Annotated in this window: 14 protein-coding genes; 4 read left to right on the plus strand and 10 right to left on the minus strand. The window is 73.4% G+C overall.

What is annotated here, in order from left to right:
* The first annotated feature begins 245 nt into the window (after window positions 1-245).
* Window positions 246-1,133, plus strand: coding sequence for a glycoside hydrolase family 19 protein (locus ACWGH1_RS00655; RefSeq protein WP_453357226.1), 888 nt, complete (start codon window positions 246-248; stop codon window positions 1,131-1,133).
* 12 nt (window positions 1,134-1,145) lie between these two features.
* Here ACWGH1_RS00655 and ACWGH1_RS00660 read toward each other — a convergent pair whose 3' ends face one another.
* The 3 genes from ACWGH1_RS00660 to ACWGH1_RS00670 all read right to left on the minus strand — a co-directional run bounded on the left by ACWGH1_RS00660 (window position 1,146) and on the right by ACWGH1_RS00670 (window position 7,043).
* Window positions 1,146-3,911, minus strand: coding sequence for an AAA family ATPase (locus ACWGH1_RS00660; RefSeq protein WP_453408288.1), 2,766 nt, complete (start codon window positions 3,909-3,911; stop codon window positions 1,146-1,148).
* A gap of 247 nt (window positions 3,912-4,158) precedes the next feature.
* Entirely contained in the window at window positions 4,159-5,934 is a 1,776-nt protein-coding gene (locus ACWGH1_RS00665; protein ID WP_453408357.1) for a S8 family serine peptidase, read from the minus strand.
* 371 nt (window positions 5,935-6,305) lie between these two features.
* Entirely contained in the window at window positions 6,306-7,043 is a 738-nt protein-coding gene (locus tag ACWGH1_RS00670) for a DUF1838 family protein (RefSeq protein WP_453357288.1), read from the minus strand.
* Window positions 7,044-7,148: 105 nt separating this feature from the next.
* Here ACWGH1_RS00670 and ACWGH1_RS00675 point away from each other — a divergent pair, with 105 nt between their 5' ends.
* The 3 genes from ACWGH1_RS00675 to ACWGH1_RS00685 all read left to right on the plus strand — a co-directional run bounded on the left by ACWGH1_RS00675 (window position 7,149) and on the right by ACWGH1_RS00685 (window position 9,556).
* Window positions 7,149-8,129 carry a DUF1996 domain-containing protein gene (locus tag ACWGH1_RS00675; RefSeq protein ID WP_453408289.1) on the plus strand — a complete coding sequence of 327 codons (981 nt, stop codon included), beginning with the start codon at window positions 7,149-7,151 and terminating at the stop codon, window positions 8,127-8,129.
* A gap of 99 nt (window positions 8,130-8,228) precedes the next feature.
* Complete coding sequence (locus tag ACWGH1_RS00680; protein WP_453354801.1) at window positions 8,229-8,831, plus strand: sigma-70 family RNA polymerase sigma factor; 603 nt, start codon at window positions 8,229-8,231, stop codon at window positions 8,829-8,831.
* On the plus strand, window positions 8,828-9,556 hold the full coding sequence (locus tag ACWGH1_RS00685; RefSeq protein ID WP_453354802.1) for an anti-sigma factor family protein: 729 nt from the start codon (window positions 8,828-8,830) through the stop codon (window positions 9,554-9,556). The genes ACWGH1_RS00680 and ACWGH1_RS00685 overlap by 4 nt, the downstream gene beginning before the upstream one ends.
* A 414-nt stretch (window positions 9,557-9,970) precedes the next feature.
* Here ACWGH1_RS00685 and ACWGH1_RS00690 read toward each other — a convergent pair whose 3' ends face one another.
* The 7 genes from ACWGH1_RS00690 to ACWGH1_RS00720 all read right to left on the minus strand — a co-directional run bounded on the left by ACWGH1_RS00690 (window position 9,971) and on the right by ACWGH1_RS00720 (window position 16,137).
* Window positions 9,971-10,702, minus strand: a complete 732-nt coding sequence (locus ACWGH1_RS00690; protein ID WP_453354803.1) for a DUF7873 family protein — start codon at window positions 10,700-10,702, stop codon at window positions 9,971-9,973.
* A gap of 62 nt (window positions 10,703-10,764) precedes the next feature.
* Window positions 10,765-12,000 (minus strand): cytochrome P450 family protein, encoded by a 1,236-nt coding sequence (locus ACWGH1_RS00695; protein WP_453354804.1) that lies wholly within the window; start codon window positions 11,998-12,000, stop codon window positions 10,765-10,767.
* Window positions 11,997-13,235, minus strand: coding sequence for a cytochrome P450 (locus ACWGH1_RS00700; protein WP_453354805.1), 1,239 nt, complete (start codon window positions 13,233-13,235; stop codon window positions 11,997-11,999). The genes ACWGH1_RS00695 and ACWGH1_RS00700 overlap by 4 nt, the downstream gene beginning before the upstream one ends.
* A complete protein-coding gene (locus ACWGH1_RS00705) occupies window positions 13,232-13,849 on the minus strand; it encodes a GTP-binding protein (RefSeq protein ID WP_453354806.1) in 618 nt (205 codons plus the stop codon). The genes ACWGH1_RS00700 and ACWGH1_RS00705 overlap by 4 nt, the downstream gene beginning before the upstream one ends.
* Window positions 13,830-14,183: a DUF742 domain-containing protein gene (locus tag ACWGH1_RS00710; RefSeq protein WP_453354807.1), complete on the minus strand. Its 354-nt coding sequence runs from the start codon at window positions 14,181-14,183 to the stop codon at window positions 13,830-13,832. The genes ACWGH1_RS00705 and ACWGH1_RS00710 overlap by 20 nt, the downstream gene beginning before the upstream one ends.
* Entirely contained in the window at window positions 14,180-14,581 is a 402-nt protein-coding gene (locus ACWGH1_RS00715; RefSeq protein WP_136214855.1) for a roadblock/LC7 domain-containing protein, read from the minus strand. Before ACWGH1_RS00715 ends, ACWGH1_RS00710 begins: the two co-directional genes overlap by 4 nt.
* Window positions 14,578-16,137, minus strand: a complete 1,560-nt coding sequence (locus ACWGH1_RS00720; protein WP_453408290.1) for a sensor histidine kinase — start codon at window positions 16,135-16,137, stop codon at window positions 14,578-14,580. Before ACWGH1_RS00720 ends, ACWGH1_RS00715 begins: the two co-directional genes overlap by 4 nt.
* Between the last annotated feature and the right edge of the window lie 180 nt (window positions 16,138-16,317).

The raw sequence follows: 16,317 nt of genomic DNA on the forward strand, positions 1-16,317 counted from the left end.
GGCCGGCGCGCGATCCGCCCCCGGCGGCGGTCCCCACCTACCCCCCCCCCCGGGCGCCGCGGCCGGGGCCCTCCCCCCCGGTCCGGCGTTTGTGCAAGCCGAACGCGCCAAAAGCAACAGCTTTGGTCTAGACCTTGACAGGTCCAGACCAGCTTCGCTTCAGTGGCCGTAGTTGCCCCCACGGCAACTCCCCCCACTGAAGGAGCAGTTCCGTGATCCGTGCGCTACGCCGCCGCGCCCTGTCCATGGCCGCGGCCGCCGCCGTGACCCTCGGCCTCGCCATCGCCCTGCCCGCCTCCCCCGCCGCCGCGGCTCCCGCCTGCACGGGCTCCTGGGCCGCCTCCGCCGTCTACACGAACGGCATGAGCGCCTCGTACGCCGGACACAACTGGCAGGCCAAGTGGTGGACCCAGGGCGAGACCCCGGGCACCACCGGACAGTGGGGGGTCTGGTCGGACCAGGGCGCCTGCGGTGGCGGCGGCCAGGACCCGGACCCGGGCACCGGCGATCCGTCCGGATTCGTCGTCAGCGAAGCCCAGTTCAACCGGATGTTCCCGAACCGGAACCCCTTCTACACCTACAACGGGCTGGTCGCGGCGCTCTCGGCGTACCCCGCCTTCGCGCACACCGGCGACGACACCGTCAAACGGCGCGAGGCCGCCGCCTTCCTCGCCAACGTCTCCCACGAGACCGGCGGCCTGGTCTACATTGTGGAGCAGAACACCGCCAACTACCCGCACTACTGCGACGCTTCCCAGCCCTACGGCTGCCCGGCCGGCCAGGCCGCCTACTACGGCCGCGGCCCCATCCAGCTGAGCTGGAACTTCAACTACAAGGCGGCGGGCGACGCGCTCGGCATCAACCTCCTCGCCAACCCCTACCTGGTCGAGCAGGACCCGGCCGTCGCGATGAAGACGGCGCTCTGGTACTGGAACACGCAGAACGGGCCGGGCACCATGACCGCCCACACCGCCATGGTCGGCGGCGCCGGCTTCGGCGAGACGATCCGCTCCATCAACGGCTCCCTGGAGTGCAACGGCGGCAATCCGGCGCAGGTCCAGAGCCGGGTGAACGCCTACCAGAGCTTCACCCAGGTGCTGGGCGTCACCCCGGGCGACCACCTCACCTGCTGACCCGGCCCGCACTCAGCCCGCGCGCAGGGCCGTCGCCAGCTGGGCCCGCGAACGGACGTCGAGCTTCTGGTAGATGCGGGTCAGCCGGGACTCCACCGTCTTCACGCTGAGGAAGAGCTTCGCGGCGGCCTCCTGGTTGCTGGCGCCCTGGCTGACGAGCAACGCGAGGCGGGTCTCGGCCTCGGTCAGCGCCGCCACCCCGGGGTGCCGGGCGGCGGCTTCGGGGGCGCTGTCGCGGGCGAGGTCCAGCCAGGGTTTCGCACCGGCCCGGTCGAACACCTCGGCCGCCTCGCGCAGCGCGGTACGGGCCGGGGCGCGGCGCCGCCGGCGGCGTTCGACGCGGGCCAGGGCCAGGAGCGTACGGCCGCGTTCGAGGGGCAGGCCGAGCACGTCGAACCGCCGGGCCGTGGCCTCCAGCAGGGCCACGGCCCCCTCCGCGTCACCCTGCGCGGACAGGCACAGGCCCCGGGCCCGGTCGAGGGCGGCCAGCACGCTGTAGCGCCCGAGCGCGAGGGCCACCGTACGGACCGAGTCCAGCAGTTCGGCGGCCTCACCGGGGGCGTCGGCCGCGACCAGGGCTTCGGCCAGCTCCCCGTGCCAGCGCAGGATCGAGGGGTCGACCACCTGCTGGGCCGCTTCCAGGCCGGCGACCCGGCGCAGCGTGGCCACCGCCTTCGCGGCGTCGCCCGTGGCCAGTTCGACCAGGCCGAGGGCGTACAGGGCGCGGGAGAGGAAGACCTGGTCGTGCTCCTCCTCGGAGGCCTGGATGCCGCGGCGGGCGTAACCGGCGGCCCGGGCGAAACTGCCGCCGGTGGCTTCCGCCATGGCGGCGACGTACCAGGCGGGGCCGGGCGAGAGGCCCGCCTCGATGGTCAGCTCCAGGGCGCGCCGGGCGTGCGCCGCTCCGGCCGCGCACCTGCCGCGCCGCAGCTCGACCTCGGTGAGGCTGCGCAGCACCTCGAAGACGTCCTCGGCGGAGCCGGTGCGCCGTACCGCGGGGAGCAGGACGAGCAGCTGGCGGTGGGCGTCCTCCAGACGGTCGTCGAAGAGGGCGTGCCGGACGGCGAGGTACTGCGGCGCGTTGCGCATGCCGAGCGGCACTTCGGGGGCGGGCAGGGCGAGCGCCTCCGCGAGGATGTCCTCGGCCCCCGGGTCGCCGAGGATGCGGCCCATGCGGGCCCGTACGGTCAGGGCCATGGCTTCGGCCACCTGATCGCCGCCGAGCGCGGCCAGGGCTCCGGCCTCGGCGGCGGCGTCCCGGGAGCGCACGGGGTCGCCGTCGCTGAGGTTGTGCTTCCAGGCGACCCGGAGCCGGACGGCGGCCAGCAGCGCCGGGTCCCCGGCGGCGTCGTCGATGGCGTACGCGAAGGTCTCGTCGAGGTCGGCCAGGGCCTGCCCGGCGGCGTCGATCACGGCGAGGCGGGCGCGTACCCGGTCGGCGGGCGAGGCGTCGCGGGCGAGGACGGCGCGGGTGGCGCGCCGGGCGAGGTCGGCGCGGCCCGCCCAGCCCGCGTCCTCGGCGGCCGTGACGAGCCGGGCCAGTTCCTCCTCGGGCCGGCCGGAGGGGGTGCGTTCGGCGGCGAGCAGCCCGAGTTCGGCGGCGAGGGCCCGCTGGCCGCGGCGCCGGCAGGCCGCGGCGGCGTCGGTGATCTCGGCGGCGAGGCGGGCGTCGGGGGTGTCCACCGCCAGCGCCCGGTGCCGTACGGCCTGGACGGGGTCGTCCACGGCGGCGGCGAGCGCGGCGTGCCCGGCGGCCCGCTCGGGCCAGCCCGCGTCGGCGGCCAGCGCCGTGGGCAGCGCGCCGGCGGTGAAGCGGACGGCGCCGTCCTCCCCCACGGTGACCAGTGCGGCCCGTTCCGCCTCGGCCAGTTCGGCTTCGGCGTCGGGGCGGCCGGCCCGGCGCAGCAGGGCGGTGGTGGGGCGGGCGGCGAGGGCGGCGAGGAGCAGGGTGCGGCGGGCCCGTGCGGGGGCTTCGGCGAGCAGCCGCCGGGCGACTTCGCGGGCCTGCCCGGAGATGGGCAGGGTGTCGGCGTGGTGGGCGCCGGGGCCGCCGTCGCGGGATCCGGCGGCTTCGGTCAGGGAGTGGCCGAGGGCGAGGGCCAGGCGCGGGTTGCCGCCGCTGGCCTGGTGGATCCGGCCGGCGAGCCGGGCGGGCAGCCCGTGGCGCACGAGCAGTTCGGCGACTTCCTCCGCGCCGAGCGGGGGCACCCGGACGGCGGGGGTGGCGGGCCCGCACAGCGGTCCGGCGACGGGCGCGCCGCCCTGGACGCATTCGGCGACCAGCACCCGGACCCGCGGCGGGGTGAGGCGCAGGGCGAAGCGCAGCAGGCCGGTGCTCTCGGCGTCGAGCCACTGGGCGTTGTCGATGACGAGGAGGACGGGACTGCGGACGGCGAGGGTGCGCAGCACCTCGACGACGGCGAGGCGCAGCGCGACGTGGTCGCGCCCGGCGCCCGGGGTGTCGGTCTCGCGGCGCAGCAGGGCGATCGCGGTGCGCTGCGGTCCGGCGAGCCGTTCGAGGGCGGCGCCGGGGACGGAGGCGAGCAGGGCGGCGGCCGACGCCTCGGGTATTCGCTGGTCGGCGGCTTCCGGGGCGAGGTGGAGCACCGTCTCGCGGCGGGCTTCGGCGGCGGCCGCGACGGCGCGCACCACCTCGGTCTTGCCGGCGCCGGCCGGTCCGGTGAGGATCGCCCGGCCGTGGGTGGTCAGCGCGCGGTCGACCGCCGCGATGAGTTCCCCGTGTCCGACGCCTGTGTCAGCGTTCCCCGTCGCCGCCACGCAGAGCCACCAGCCTTTCGCGCCCCTGTCCTGTGCTTTTCCTGTGAGACGCGACAATACGAGGTCAGCCGCCGGGCGGACCCCCTTTGTGACGCAGAAATCAGCCGGCCGGCCGGAATGCCCGAAGGACCTGCCGGTACGGGAGGTACCGGCAGGTCCGGGGGCTGGGTTGGTCCGTACCAACGGGCCCGTCAGGGCTGGAGTTGGGGGGCTCCGGCTGCCTGACGGACGCGCGTGCGGGCCGGGCTCAGAAGCCGAGGCTCCAGGAGTCGATGTAGCCGGTGTCGGCGGCGGCGACGTCCTGGACGCGCAGCTGCCAGGTGCCGTTGGCGGGCAGGGCGGAGGCGTCCACGGTGTACGTGGTGAACACGTTGTCCGCGCTGTCGCCGGAGGAGCTCTGGAGCCGCTTGACGGTGCCGTTCGGGGCGACCAGGTCGATGACGAGGTCGCCGCGGTAGGTGTGCTTGATGTCGACGTTGACCTTGAGGGCGGCCGGGGCGTTGCCGGTGATGCCCGAGACGGTGACCGAGGAGGAGACGGCGCCGCCGTTGTCCGGGATCGCCACGTCCGTGGTGTTCTCGAACACCGGTGTGACCGGGGTGGAGGTGACGGCGTTGACGGTGGCGGCCGCGTCGGCGAGGCCGGCGCCGCAGCCGCCGGTGCAGGCACCGGCGAGCGGGCGGGCGTTGGCCTTGATGGCCGACTTGATCTGCGCCGGGGTGAGGGACGGCTTGGCGGCCACCAGGAGCGCGGCGAGGCCCGCGACGTGCGGGGAGGCCATGCTGGTGCCCTGGTACGGCTTGTAGATCTCCGCACCCGGGGTGGTGGCGCCCGCGTTCAGCGAGGAGAGGATGCCGTTCTCGGGGGTGGTGACGGTGCCGGGCGTGTCGGTGGCGCGGCGGGTCTCACCGCCGGGGGCGGTGATGTCGATGCGGGTACCGAAGTTGGAGTAGAAGGAGCGGTCGCCGGTGCGGTTGGACGCCGCCACGGTGATCACGTTGTTGCAGCTGGCGGGGGTGAAGCCCGACGCGTCGGCGTTGCTGTTGCCGGCGGCGACCACGACGGTGGTGCCGCGGGCGACGGCCGCGTTGATGGCGTTCTGGTAGCTGGTGCCGCAGGTGCCCGAACCGCCGAGGCTCATGTTGATGACCTTGGCGGGCGTGGCGTTCGCCGGGATGCCGGGGACGGAGCCGCCGGAGGCCCAGGTGATGGCGTCGACGATGTCCGAGGTGGCACCGCCGCACTTGCCGAGGACGCGGACGGGCTGGATCTTCGCGTTGTACGCGATGCCGGCGACGCCCTTGGCGTTGTTGGCGGCCGCGGCAATGGTGCCGGCGACGTGGGTGCCGTGCCAGGAGGAGCCGCTGGCCGTGGAGCCGGTGCCGCACTCGCCCGCCGCGCTCCAGTCGCCCTGGTCGGCGGGGTTGTTGTCGCGGCCGTTGCCGTCGCGGGCGGCGGTGGAGTCGCTGATGAAGTCGTAGCCGGCGACGATGTTGGGGGCGACGTCGGAGTGGGTCACGTAGCCGGTGTCGATCACGGCGACGGTGACGCCGGAGCCGGTCGTCTTGTCCCAGGCGGCGGGCACGTTCATGCCGGCGGTGGGCTCGAAGAGGTCCCACTGCTTGGCGTACTCGGTGTCGTTCGGGGTGGCCATGGCGTAGGCGCGGGCGTCCGGCTCGACGTAGGCGACGTCCGGGTCGGCGCGGAACTGGGCCATGACGTCGGCCGCGTCGGCGGGGGCGGTCGCACCGCCCAGGCTGACGAGGGCGGCGCCGGTACCGAGGCGGCGGTCGAACTTCGCCTTCTTGCCGGCCTTCTTGGCCTTGGCGGCGGCATCGGCGGCGGCCGCGGTGTTGGAGCCGGCCTCGGCGGCGGAAGGCTTGTAGCCGACGATCAGGTTCTGCACGGGCGCGGCGCCCGGGACGGCGGGGGCGGCGGCGGCCGGGAGGGTGGCGGCGGGGTCCGAGGAGCCGGTCACGGCCATGGAGGCGGTGGCGGAGCCTGCCAGCAGGGTGACGGACATGGCCGCCACGGATATGAGCCGACGTCTGGATGCGTGCACGTGTTCCCTTTCGCGGGCCGTTTCCGGGCAGGCCGGAGCGGCCGGTTCGAGCTGTGTGGGAGGTGGGCCGGCGGCCGGGGCGGGCCGGGAGCGGGCTGGTCAGACCCGCTCCGGACACCACCGCGCGCCGCGTTGCCCGACCGCGACGGCGGGGCAGGGCAACGGCGGTACCGGCGATCCCGCCCGGCCGCGCAAGGCTTCACACCATGTGGGGTTGGTGCGGGGGCAGTTCGTGGCGGGGGAAGACCGCCGGTGGGCAGACAGTAGGCAACACCCGGATGAACTCGATACGGGGAAAACCCTTGTCCGGCCTCTCCCCTCGGCGAAGGGGGCTACCGGAGCGGGTGGAGTGTTCGGAAATACGTCCAGCTGGTCTCGTTGGGCCCGGTCCACTTCTCCGGGGCGCGGGCGAACTCCGGACGGTGCGCGGCGATGTGGGAACGGGTGCGCTCGGGGGCTTCGTCGTAGGAGGCGAGTTTGCGGCCGCGACAGTGGAAAGTGAGACCGCCGGGGCGCTGGCCCTGTTCCATCCACGGCAGCCACGGGGACATGCGGGTCCAGGACATCGTGGCCGGGACGCTGGGTGCGTCGGTGGTCAGGACGGACGCGGGGGCGAAGAACTGGAACAGCTCCAGGGCCCGGTAGGTGTCGTCGGCGGAGTTCAGCGGGTACTGGGCGACCGGCAGGGGCGAGGGGTAGGCCAGGGGGATCTCCAGGCTGAAGCAGACCTGGTCGCCGAGTTCCGTCAGCGGGACGGGGAAGGGGCGCCACCGCTGGTTGGCCGGGTCGTTCCAGACGTGGACGACCGGTTTGTCCTGCCAGGTCTCCAGGATCTCGCGGGTCCCCGGGTCGAGGTAGAAGGCCGCCTCGCGGGTGAGGAGCTGGTACGTGCCCTCCTCCTCGCCCCGTACGAGCCGGGCCAGGTTGAGGCCCTCGAAGCCGAAGAGGTGCCGGTAGGGCTCTCCCGGCGACCAGGAGTGGACGTCACCGGTCCACCAGAAGGCCACCTCACCGCCGTCCAGCGAGGCCCGGGTGCGGGCGAAGGCCTGGAAGCTCTCTTCGGGAGTCATACCGGGTACTGTGCGCGGTCGCCGCGCGGCCGCGCAAGAACGCCACCGTCCGGCCCGCGGATGCCCGGTTGACTCAGGTGGCGGGCACCGGCAACCGTGACCGCCATGGGGAACGAACACCGACTGCTCGCGCTGCTGGTCTGCCTGGTCCTGGGCGGCGGGCTGACGGCCGCCGTACTCGGGGCGTCCCGGGCCGCCGGGCCGGGCGCGGGCTCCGTCGCCGCGGACTTCGCCGCCCCGCACGACATGCTTCCCGAGCCCGGACTGCTGCCCGCCGGGCCGGACGCCTCGACCGGTACCGTGACGGTGGATTGCGGCCGCAACGGTGAAGGCCACTACAACCAGGACAACCTGGTGGTCTCGCCGGGGCTGCGGGCGGGTGCCCACCACACCCACGCCTACGTGGGCAACCTCTCCACCGACGCGCTGTCCACGGACGCCTCCCTCGCGGGCGCTCCCACCAGTTGTGCGGGCGGCGACCGGTCGACGTACTACTGGCCGGTCCTGCGCCGCACCGACCGCCCGGGCCGGGATCCGCACGAGAGCGCGGCGGGGCACGGCAACACGGGCGAGATCCTGCCGGAGTCGGCGGTGACGGTGGAGTTCCGCGGCAGCCCGGTCGGCAAGGTGGTGCCGATGCCCCGGTTCCTGCGCGCGGTGACCGGCGACGCCGTCGCGTACACGGCGGGCGGCGGCGCGGACGTCCGGGCCCGCTGGGGCTGTTCCGGCTCACCGGGACTGGCCTCCGCGCACTATCCGCGCTGTCCGGCCGGGCAGCGCGTCACCCGCACCCTGGTCTTCCCGAGCTGCTGGAACGGGCTGGACAACGACAGCCCCGGCCACCGCTCGCACCTGCGGTTCCCCACGTCGAGCGGCGTCTGCCCGCAGGGCACCTTCCCGGTCCCGCAGCTGCGCATCTCGCTGGCGTACGACGTGCCCCCGGGCGCGCCCTTCGCGCTCGACTCCTTCCCCGAGCAGCTGCACAGTCCGAAGACGGACCACGCGATGTTCGTGAACGTGATGACCGACGCGCAGATGCGGGGCGTGGCCGACTGCCTCAACGAGGGCCGCGGCTGCCGGAACTGAGCGCCGCAGCCGCCGCGTGACGCGGGTCACATGAACCCGCGCCGACCGGGGTTCGTGTTCGGACCGCACCACGCAAGCGAGGAAGACGGAGAGGGTGAGATGGCCGGACCACTGTGGCCCCGCACTCGGCGGGGCTCGACCGATGAGGCACTGATCACGTCGGTGTACGAGGAGCACGGCCACGCCCTGCTCGCGTACGCCACCCGGCTCACCGGGGACCGGGCCGCCGCCGAGGACGTCGTCCAGGAGACCCTCCTGCGGGCCTGGCGGCACTCCGAGGTGCTGGTCAACGGGAAGGGCTCGGTGCGCGGCTGGCTGCTCACGGTGGCCCGCAACATCATCACCGACCGGTACCGGGCGAAGGCGGCCCGGCCGCCGGAGGTCTCGGGCGCGGCGGCCGCTCCCCCGGTGGAACTGGACCACGCGGACTCCGTCGTCGACACCGTGACGGTGCTCGGCGCACTGGACCGGCTGACGCCGGAACACCGCGACGTGCTCACCGAGTTGTACTACCGCGAGCGCAGCGTCGCCGAGGCCGCCGACCGGCTCGGCATCCCGGCGGGCACGGTCAAATCGCGTGCGCACTACGCGCTCAAGGCCCTGCGCGAGGTCTTCACGGAGAGCGCGAAGGAAGGCAACAGGAGCAAACGATCGGGCAGGCCGCCCCAGCAGCCCGGCGGACTGCGGGAGGTGGTGGCATGAGCCGGCAGCGGCACGAGGAGGAACTGCTCGGCCCGTACGTACTCGGAGTCCTCGACGAGGCGGACGTACGGCGCGTCGAGGAGCACGTCGGCGATTGCGTGCAGTGCCGGGAGGAGGTGGCCGCGTTGCGCGAGATGGAGAGGGCCCTGGGCGAGGTTCCACCGGAGGCGTTCCTCAACGGGCCGCCGCAGGGCGGCGACCTGCTGCTCCGTCGCACGCTGCGGCAGGTCCGCGGCGAACGGGCCGCGCGGGCGCGCCGGCGCTACGGACTGGCGGGAGTGGCCGCCGCCGCCGCGCTGGCGGCCGTGTTCTGGGCCGGTACGCAGCTGGGCACGGACGGCGCGCAGAACGTCGCACAGCCCCCGCCGCCGTCCCCGACGGCACCGCCCGCGCCCTCGGCGGTGCCCGGAACGCGGGTGGCGTCCGCGACGGACGGGGGCAGCGGCGCGCGGATGACGGTGCAGGTGGTGCCGGCGGCGGCCTGGGTGCGGGTGCACGCGGCCGTGACCGGCGTGCCTGCGGGCGAGCGCTGCCGGCTGGTGGTGGTCTCCCGGGACGGGACGCGCAGGACGGCGGGCGGCTGGGTCGTGGGCACCGCGGAGCACGGCGAGGGCAAGGGGGCCTCGCTGGACGGTTCGGCGGCCGTGGCGGCGGCCGACGTCCAGGAGGTCCTGGTCGAGAACGAGTCGGGCAGGACGTTCGTGTCGGTGCCGGTGCGGACGTAGCGACCGCAGGCCGGAGGCCGGACGTGACGGGGCCCGGGAACATATCCAGTTCCCGGGCCCCTGTGTGCCACCCAATTGCGCACACCGGCGGCGTTTAAGAGTCGCGGATCAGTCTTAAACCGACGTGTTCTGCCTTTGAACTACCGCGCCACGGAGAGAGGCGCAGGAGGGACTTGAACCCCCATCCGTCGATGATCGTCCGCGCTCGGTCGATCCGGTGTTCGGCGGCGAATACTGAGACTGGAGCGAGAATCTGAGGTTCAGGGGCCGCCTCTGCCAGGCTTGGGCCACCCCCGCGTGTGGTGCGGGGGGAGGGATTCGAACCCCCAACTGACGCCCCGTGTCAGCTTCAACATCAGTTTCAGCTTGCGCTCATCGCGCCACCCCCCGCTCGCACGGGGGGCGATCTCGGGGCTACCTGAACAGGTAGCCGAACACGGCGTCGCCGATCCGCTGGTCGGTGACCTCGACGCCGTTGGCCTCTTCGCGGGCGAACTTGACGGCCTGCTGGATCTTCTCGACGCGGTCGAGGAGTTCGTTCACCCGGCGCGCCGGCAGCGCCCCGGAGAACTTCACCGTGGTCCAGTAACCGACCGGGACGTCCTCGTAGTACACCTCGACCTGCGCCGGGTGCTTCTCGGTCGCCTCGGCCTTGACGTGGTTGCGCGGGACCTTCCTCGTCCGGATGGTGCGGACCGGGTCGGTCTTCCACGAGTCCGTCGAGGGGTCCAGGTTCCAGGACTCCGACGCGTCCAGCACCGGCAGCTTGCGCACGAAGGTGTGCAGGTCGGTGAGCTGCTTCTCCAGGAAGAGCAGGTACGGGACGGGGACCTGGGCCAGCAGCACCTGCCCGTCGACGACGACGTCGGCGGCTGCGGTGCGGTTGGCCCAGTCCTTGGTGGCCGTCACGTCGAAGAGCCGGGTGAGGGTGCCGGCGGTCGCGCGCAGCACGTCCTCGGCCTTGACCTGCACCCGGGTGGACTCGGGCGGCAGCTGCTCGCCCTCCTCGTCCTTGGGCTGGTACGTCCGGGAGATGCCCGCGAGCAGGGCGGGCTTCTGGACGTCCTGGTGAGCCTGGGTGAGCTCTTGGAGCGACTTGGACTTGACGCCCTTTTCGACGGCGATGATCTGATTCAGCTTCGGCACGTGGTCAACCTAGCAGGGCCACTCGTACGGGCATTCGTATTTTTCCGCCGACCGCAAACCGCTCAGCCCAGCCGGACCGGCAGGTCGAACAGGTCGTTCTGGGTCAGGATCGGCTTGTTGCGCAGCTCCTCGCGCGGGACGGCGAGCGCGAGGTCCGGGAAGCGGGCGTAGAGCGCGGGGAGCGCCACCAGCGCCTCCAGGCGGGAGAGGGCGGCGCCGGGGCAGACGTGCGGGCCGTGCCCGAAGGAGATGTGCCGGTTGGGGGTGCGGGTGACGTCGAACTCGCCCGCGTCCTCGCCGTGCTGGGCCTCGTCGCGGCCGATGGCGCCGAAGGAGACGATCAGGCCCTCGCCCTTCGGCAGGATCCGGTCGCCGACCTCGATGTCCTCGGCGGCGAAGCGGATCAGGACGTGCGAGGTCGGAGTGGACCAGCGCAGGGTCTCCTCGATGACGTTCTCCCACGGCACTTCGCCCTTGAGGACGCGTGCGCGCTGCTCGGGGTGGGTCTCCAGGGCGACGACGGCGTTGACGATGAGGCTGATGGTGGTCTCGTGACCGGCGGCGACCATCAGCTGGAGGGTGTTGGTGATCTCCTCGGTCGTGAGGTGGTCGCCGTTCTCCGAGGCCGCGATCAGGGCGCTGGTCAGGTCGTCGCCCGGGTTCGCGCGCTTGGACTCGACGATCCTGGAGAACAGGGCGGACAGCTCGGCCATCATCTGCGGCACTTCCTGCGGCAGCGTCTGCGTCGAGAAGAACTTCTCGAACAGCGCCTTGAGACGCGGGTGTTCGGCGCCGTCGACGCCCATGAGCCCGCTGATGACGTTCATCGGCAGCGGGTAGGCGAACTCCGCCTTGAGGTCCACGGTCCCGCCGGCCGGCAGTCCGGCCAGCCGGTCGAGCATCCCGGTCGTCAGGGCCTCGATGCCGGCGCGCAGCTTCTCCACCCGGCGGACGGTGAGGGCCTGCGCGACGAGGGTGCGCAGGCGCCGGTGCTCGTCGCCGTCGACGGTGAGCATGGAGCGGCCGGGGTTGGCGAGGCCGATCAGCGGCCAGTCCTGGGGGATCTCACCGCGCTGCCAGGCGCCCCAGACGTTGATGTCCTTCACCAGGCGGGCGTCGGTGAGCAGCGCCCGCGCCTCGGCGTGACGGGTGACGGCGTAGACGCCGACGCCGCCGGGCAGGACCACCCGGGCCAGCGGTCCGGCGGCCCGCAGCGCGGCGCTCTCGGCGTCGAGGTCGGCGACGAAGGGGTCCAGGGTGATGGCGGCGGGTCCCGTGTGGTCGATCGGGCACGTCATCTGGAGCCTCCGAGGGCGGGGGTCGGGGTGAAGGTCACGGGCAGGGCGGAGAGGCCGCGCAGCCAGGGCGAGGGCCGCCGGGCGAGGTCGGCGGCGGGCACCGCGAGGTCGACGTCCGGGAGCCGGTCGAGGAGCACCTCGATGCCGGTCCGGGCGATGGCCTCGGCGACTTCCTGGGCGGGGAAGGGGCAGCGGTGTTCGCCGTGGCCGAAGGAGAAGAAGGCGTTGTTGCCGCCGGTCAGGGCCCCCGCGTCGGTGCGTACCTGCGGGTCGGCGTTGGCGGCGGCCAGGCCGAGCAGCACGAGGTCGCCCCGGTTGATGCGCTGGCCGCCGAGGTGCGTGTCGCGGGAGGTCCAGCGGCCGGCCACGTTCTGGGTGGGGGTGTCCTCCCACAGGACCTCGTTCATCGCTTCGGCGACGCTGTGCCGGCCGCCCGCAAGGGAGGCGGCGAACCGGTCGTCGGTGAGCATGAGGCGCAGCGAGTTCCCGATCCAGTCGGCGGTCGGCTGGTGTCCGGCGGCCAGCATCACCATCAGGTCCTGGGCGATCTCCTCGACGGTGAAGTCGCCCCGGTCGGCGAGCATCCGGGAGACGACGTCGTGGCCGGGGCGCACCAGCTTGTCCGCGATCAGCGCGAACATCGATTCGGCGAGGTGGCGCTGGCCGTCGAGGGCGCCCTCCCGGCCGTTGATCATGTCGTTCATGGCGGTGACGAGGCCGGGGCCCTGCTCGTCGGAGAAGCCGTAGATCCGGGCCAGGACGCGCAGCGGCAGCAGCATCGCGTACTGGCCGACGATGTCGCACTCGCCCTTGCCGCACAGCTGGTCGATCAGCTCGTCCGCGAAGCGTTCGGCGTGGCCCTTGAGTTCGAACGGGTCGACGGCCTCCAGCGCGCCGGAGACGACCGCCGCGCGCCGGCGGTGGCGTTCGCCGACGGTGTAGAGGATGGAGGGCTGCTTGCGGCCGATCATCGGGAGCAGGGGCCAGTCGGCGGGGATGCGGTCCCACTGGTTCCACAGGTCGGAGTCGCGGGAGAAGAGCTGGGGGTCGCTGGTGACCTGGTGCAGTTCGCGGTAGCCGAGGACCAGCCAGGCCGGTACGTCGCCGTCGAGGACGACCGGGGCGACGGCTCCGTGCTCGCGCCGCAGCTCCCGGTACAGCGCGATGGGATCGGTCTGGAACCGCGCGCCGCCGAGGTAGACGGGCTGCGGTTCGCGGTCGGCGGGGGTGGTCACGGGGCGGGCTCCGGGGTGTGGGACAGGGCGGCCGTCTGCAGGTGGCGGACGAGGGAGATCAGGACGTCCTTGCTGGAGGCGCGCGAGCGGGCGTCGCAGAAGACGAGCGGCACCTCGGGCGGCAGGTCGAGCGCCTGGCGGATCTCTTCGGCGGTGTGGCCGGGGCCGCCGAAGTCGTTGCAGGCCACGACGAAGGGCGTGCCGTGGTGTTCGAGGCGGTCGATGGCGTACCAGGAGTCGGCGAGGCGGCGCGTGTCGACGAGGACGACCGCGCCGAGGGTGCCGGAGAACAGCCGGTCCCACAGGAACCAGAAGCGTTCCTGCCCGGGCGCGCCGAAGAGGTAGAGCACGTTGCGCGCGTCCAGGGTGATCCGGCCGAAGTCGAAGGCGACCGTGGTGGCGTTCTTCCCGGCCACGCCGTCGGTGTCGTCGACCCCTTCGCCCGCCCTGGTCATGGTTTCTTCGGTGTTCAGCGGCCGGATCTCGCTGACCGAGCGGACCATGGTGGTCTTGCCCACGCCGAAGCCGCCCACGATGACGATCTTCAGGCCGTTGTCGGCGGTGCTGCTGAGGGTCTGCCGGGTTTCACGCCGGTCAGAGGTTGCGGAGTCCAACGAGCACCTGCTCCAGGATGTCGGGGTCGGGAAGGCGGTACGCCGAACGCGGGTGCCGGGCGCTGATCCGGCCGGTGCCGAGCAGGTCGGCGAGCAGGATCCGGACGATCGACACGGGCAGGCCCAGCTCGGCGGCGATCTCGACGACCGCCGTCGGGTAGTGGCACATCCGCAGGATCGCCGCGTGTTCCGACTGCATGCCGGGAACGGGATCGCACTCGGCGACGATCAGCGTGACGAGGTCGAAGGCGTCCGAACCGGAGCTGCTGCGGCCGCCGGTGAGGGTGTAGAGCCGGTCCGGGGAGTCGTCCCGGCCCGGCCTGGTCCGGCTCAACCCCGGGGCCTCGCGATCAAATGCTCGCTCAGCTGCTCCACCAGTTCGGACATGTTGTGGCCGACCAGACCGGCGTCGGCGTCCTCGGCGGCGACGAGCGCGAGGTGCGCGCCTTCCCCGGCCTCGACGATGAACAGGATGCCGCCGTAGAACTCGGCCATGGCGGAGCGGACTCCCCCGGTGCCGTCGCCGAACTCGATCGAGGCACCGTGCGACAGGCTCTGGATGCCGGCGGCGATCGCGGCGAGCTGATCGGCCTGGTCGACGGAGAGCTCGGGGGTGCGGCACAGTTTGAGACCGTCCCGGGAGAGCACGAGCGCGTGGCGGGCACCGGGGGTGCGTTCCAGGAGGCCTTCCAGGAGCCAGCTGAGCGTCTCGTCGGTCGTGGAGCCGGTCATCGCGTGTTGCCTTCCGGGTGCGGGGGGTTGAGGGGCTGCTGTGCCGACGCGCCGCGCACGGCCTGCCGGAAGCTGCCGAAGCGGGCTGCGGACTGGGAGGCGCCGGCCGGGGCGGCCGGGGTGCGGGCCGCCGCGCGGGCGGCGGCTTCGGGTCCTTCGGGGTGGGCGGCGGCCAGGGTGCGCCCGCGCCGCCGCTGGGGCAGCCCGGTGTCGCCCGGCCGGGGGTCGCGGCCGGCGGCTCCGGGGTCCGCGTCGGAGGCCGTGGGTGCGGCGTCCGGGGCGTCGTCCCGCGGGACGGGGGTACGGTTCTGCGCGCGCCCGGCGCCGGCGGCGCCGCGCGGGCCCGGCCCGGGCTGCCCGGCCGGTTCCCCGGTCCGCGTCCCGGCGGCTCCGGCGGGCGCGGCCACCAGGGCGGGCACGGGCCCTGCTTCGGCCGGAGCACGGCTGATCAGCTCCTGCGGCAGCATCATCAGCGCGCCGGTACCGCCGCGCGCCGAGGGCCGGAACGACACCGTCAGCCCGTGCTTGCGGGCGAGCCGGCCGACGACCGCGAGCCCGAGGCGGGTTCCGGAGAGCCCCGCCAGGTCCAGGGACTCGCCGGTCACCGCCTGTTCGGCGCGGCGCAGCTGGACCTCGCTCATGACCAGGCCGCTGTCCTCGACGGTGATGATGATCCCGGCCGGCACCTCCTCCACGTACACGTGGACTTCGGCGGTGGGCGGCGAGAAGTTGGCGGCGTTGTCGAGAAGTTCCGCCAGGGCGTGCATGACGCCCTCGGCGGCGTGTCCGGCGACGGCGGCGTCGCTGGTGGAGTGGAGCCGGACCCGCTGGTAGCCGCCGATCCGGCCCATGGCGCCGCGCAGGATCGACTCCATGACGATCGGCTTCGCCCAGCGGCGGCCCGAGCGGGCCCCGGTGAGGACGGCGATGGAGTCCGCGAGGCGGCCGGCCTGGGCGGTGCGGTGGTCGAGGTGGAGCAGGTCGCCGAGGACGTCCTCGTCGGCGTGGCGGTGTTCCATCTCGCGCAGGTCGGCCAGCATTCCGGTGGCGAGCGCCTGCATCCGGCCGGCCGCGTTGGCGGCGGCGGCCATGGCGGCGGCCCGTCCGGACTCCGCGCGCCGCAGCTCTTCGCCGAGCCGCTCGCGGTCGGCGAGCTGGGCGACGGTCACCAGGTCGAGCTCGACCCGGTGGGCGGTCTTCAGCCGCTCCAGTTCCGCGGCGTGCTCCTGGGCGAGGCGTGCGTGCTCGGCGGTGCGGGCGGCGGCGTCACGGGTGGCGTCGGCGGTGAGCCGGGCGATGTGCCCGTCCCGCTCGGCGAGGTCGGCGCCGAGTCCGGCGATCCGGCCGCGCAGCAGGCGGCTGGTGCGCGTCAGCCAGGTGACGGCGAACGCGGCGACCGAGAGCAGCAGGACTCCGAAGACGGAGAACCAGCCGAGGGGGACTTGGACGGCCGACGGGGCCGCGGCCACCGCCGCCGTGCAGAGCACTCCGGCCGCCACCGCCGTGACGAGCAGGGCGAGGGCGGAGGGGCGAAGGGGGGAGGGCGACGCCGTCATCAATCAAAGCCTCAAACCGGGGCGTAAATGGAAGAGAGGGTTCCTGTGGCAACAAGCCCTCACTATAAGAGAATTGTTGATCAGTTTGGAAAGTTCTTGGTGAAAGTGACACTGAGTAATGGCCACTTAAGGCAGTTCTCAGGCGTTTTCTGCGGAATCCCCGGCTGCTACCGGACGATC

This window comes from Streptomyces sp. NPDC054883, assembly GCF_053610645.1.

Excerpts from the sequence above, each read along its gene's own strand:
- ACWGH1_RS00655 (WP_453357226.1), top strand. The coding sequence starts at position 246 with ATGGCCGCGGCCGCCGCCGTGACCCTCGGCCTCGCCATCGCCCTGCCC.
- ACWGH1_RS00665 (WP_453408357.1), bottom strand. The coding sequence starts at position 5,934 with ATGTCCGTCACCCTGCTGGCAGGCTCCGCCACCGCCTCCATGGCCGTG.
- ACWGH1_RS00670 (WP_453357288.1), bottom strand. The coding sequence starts at position 7,043 with ATGACTCCCGAAGAGAGCTTCCAGGCCTTCGCCCGCACCCGGGCCTCG.
- ACWGH1_RS00675 (WP_453408289.1), top strand. The coding sequence starts at position 7,149 with ATGGGGAACGAACACCGACTGCTCGCGCTGCTGGTCTGCCTGGTCCTG.
- ACWGH1_RS00680 (WP_453354801.1), top strand. The coding sequence starts at position 8,229 with ATGGCCGGACCACTGTGGCCCCGCACTCGGCGGGGCTCGACCGATGAG.
- ACWGH1_RS00685 (WP_453354802.1), top strand. The coding sequence starts at position 8,828 with ATGAGCCGGCAGCGGCACGAGGAGGAACTGCTCGGCCCGTACGTACTC.
- ACWGH1_RS00695 (WP_453354804.1), bottom strand. The coding sequence starts at position 12,000 with ATGACGTGCCCGATCGACCACACGGGACCCGCCGCCATCACCCTGGAC.
- ACWGH1_RS00715 (WP_136214855.1), bottom strand. The coding sequence starts at position 14,581 with ATGACCGGCTCCACGACCGACGAGACGCTCAGCTGGCTCCTGGAAGGC.
- ACWGH1_RS00720 (WP_453408290.1), bottom strand. The coding sequence starts at position 16,137 with ATGACGGCGTCGCCCTCCCCCCTTCGCCCCTCCGCCCTCGCCCTGCTC.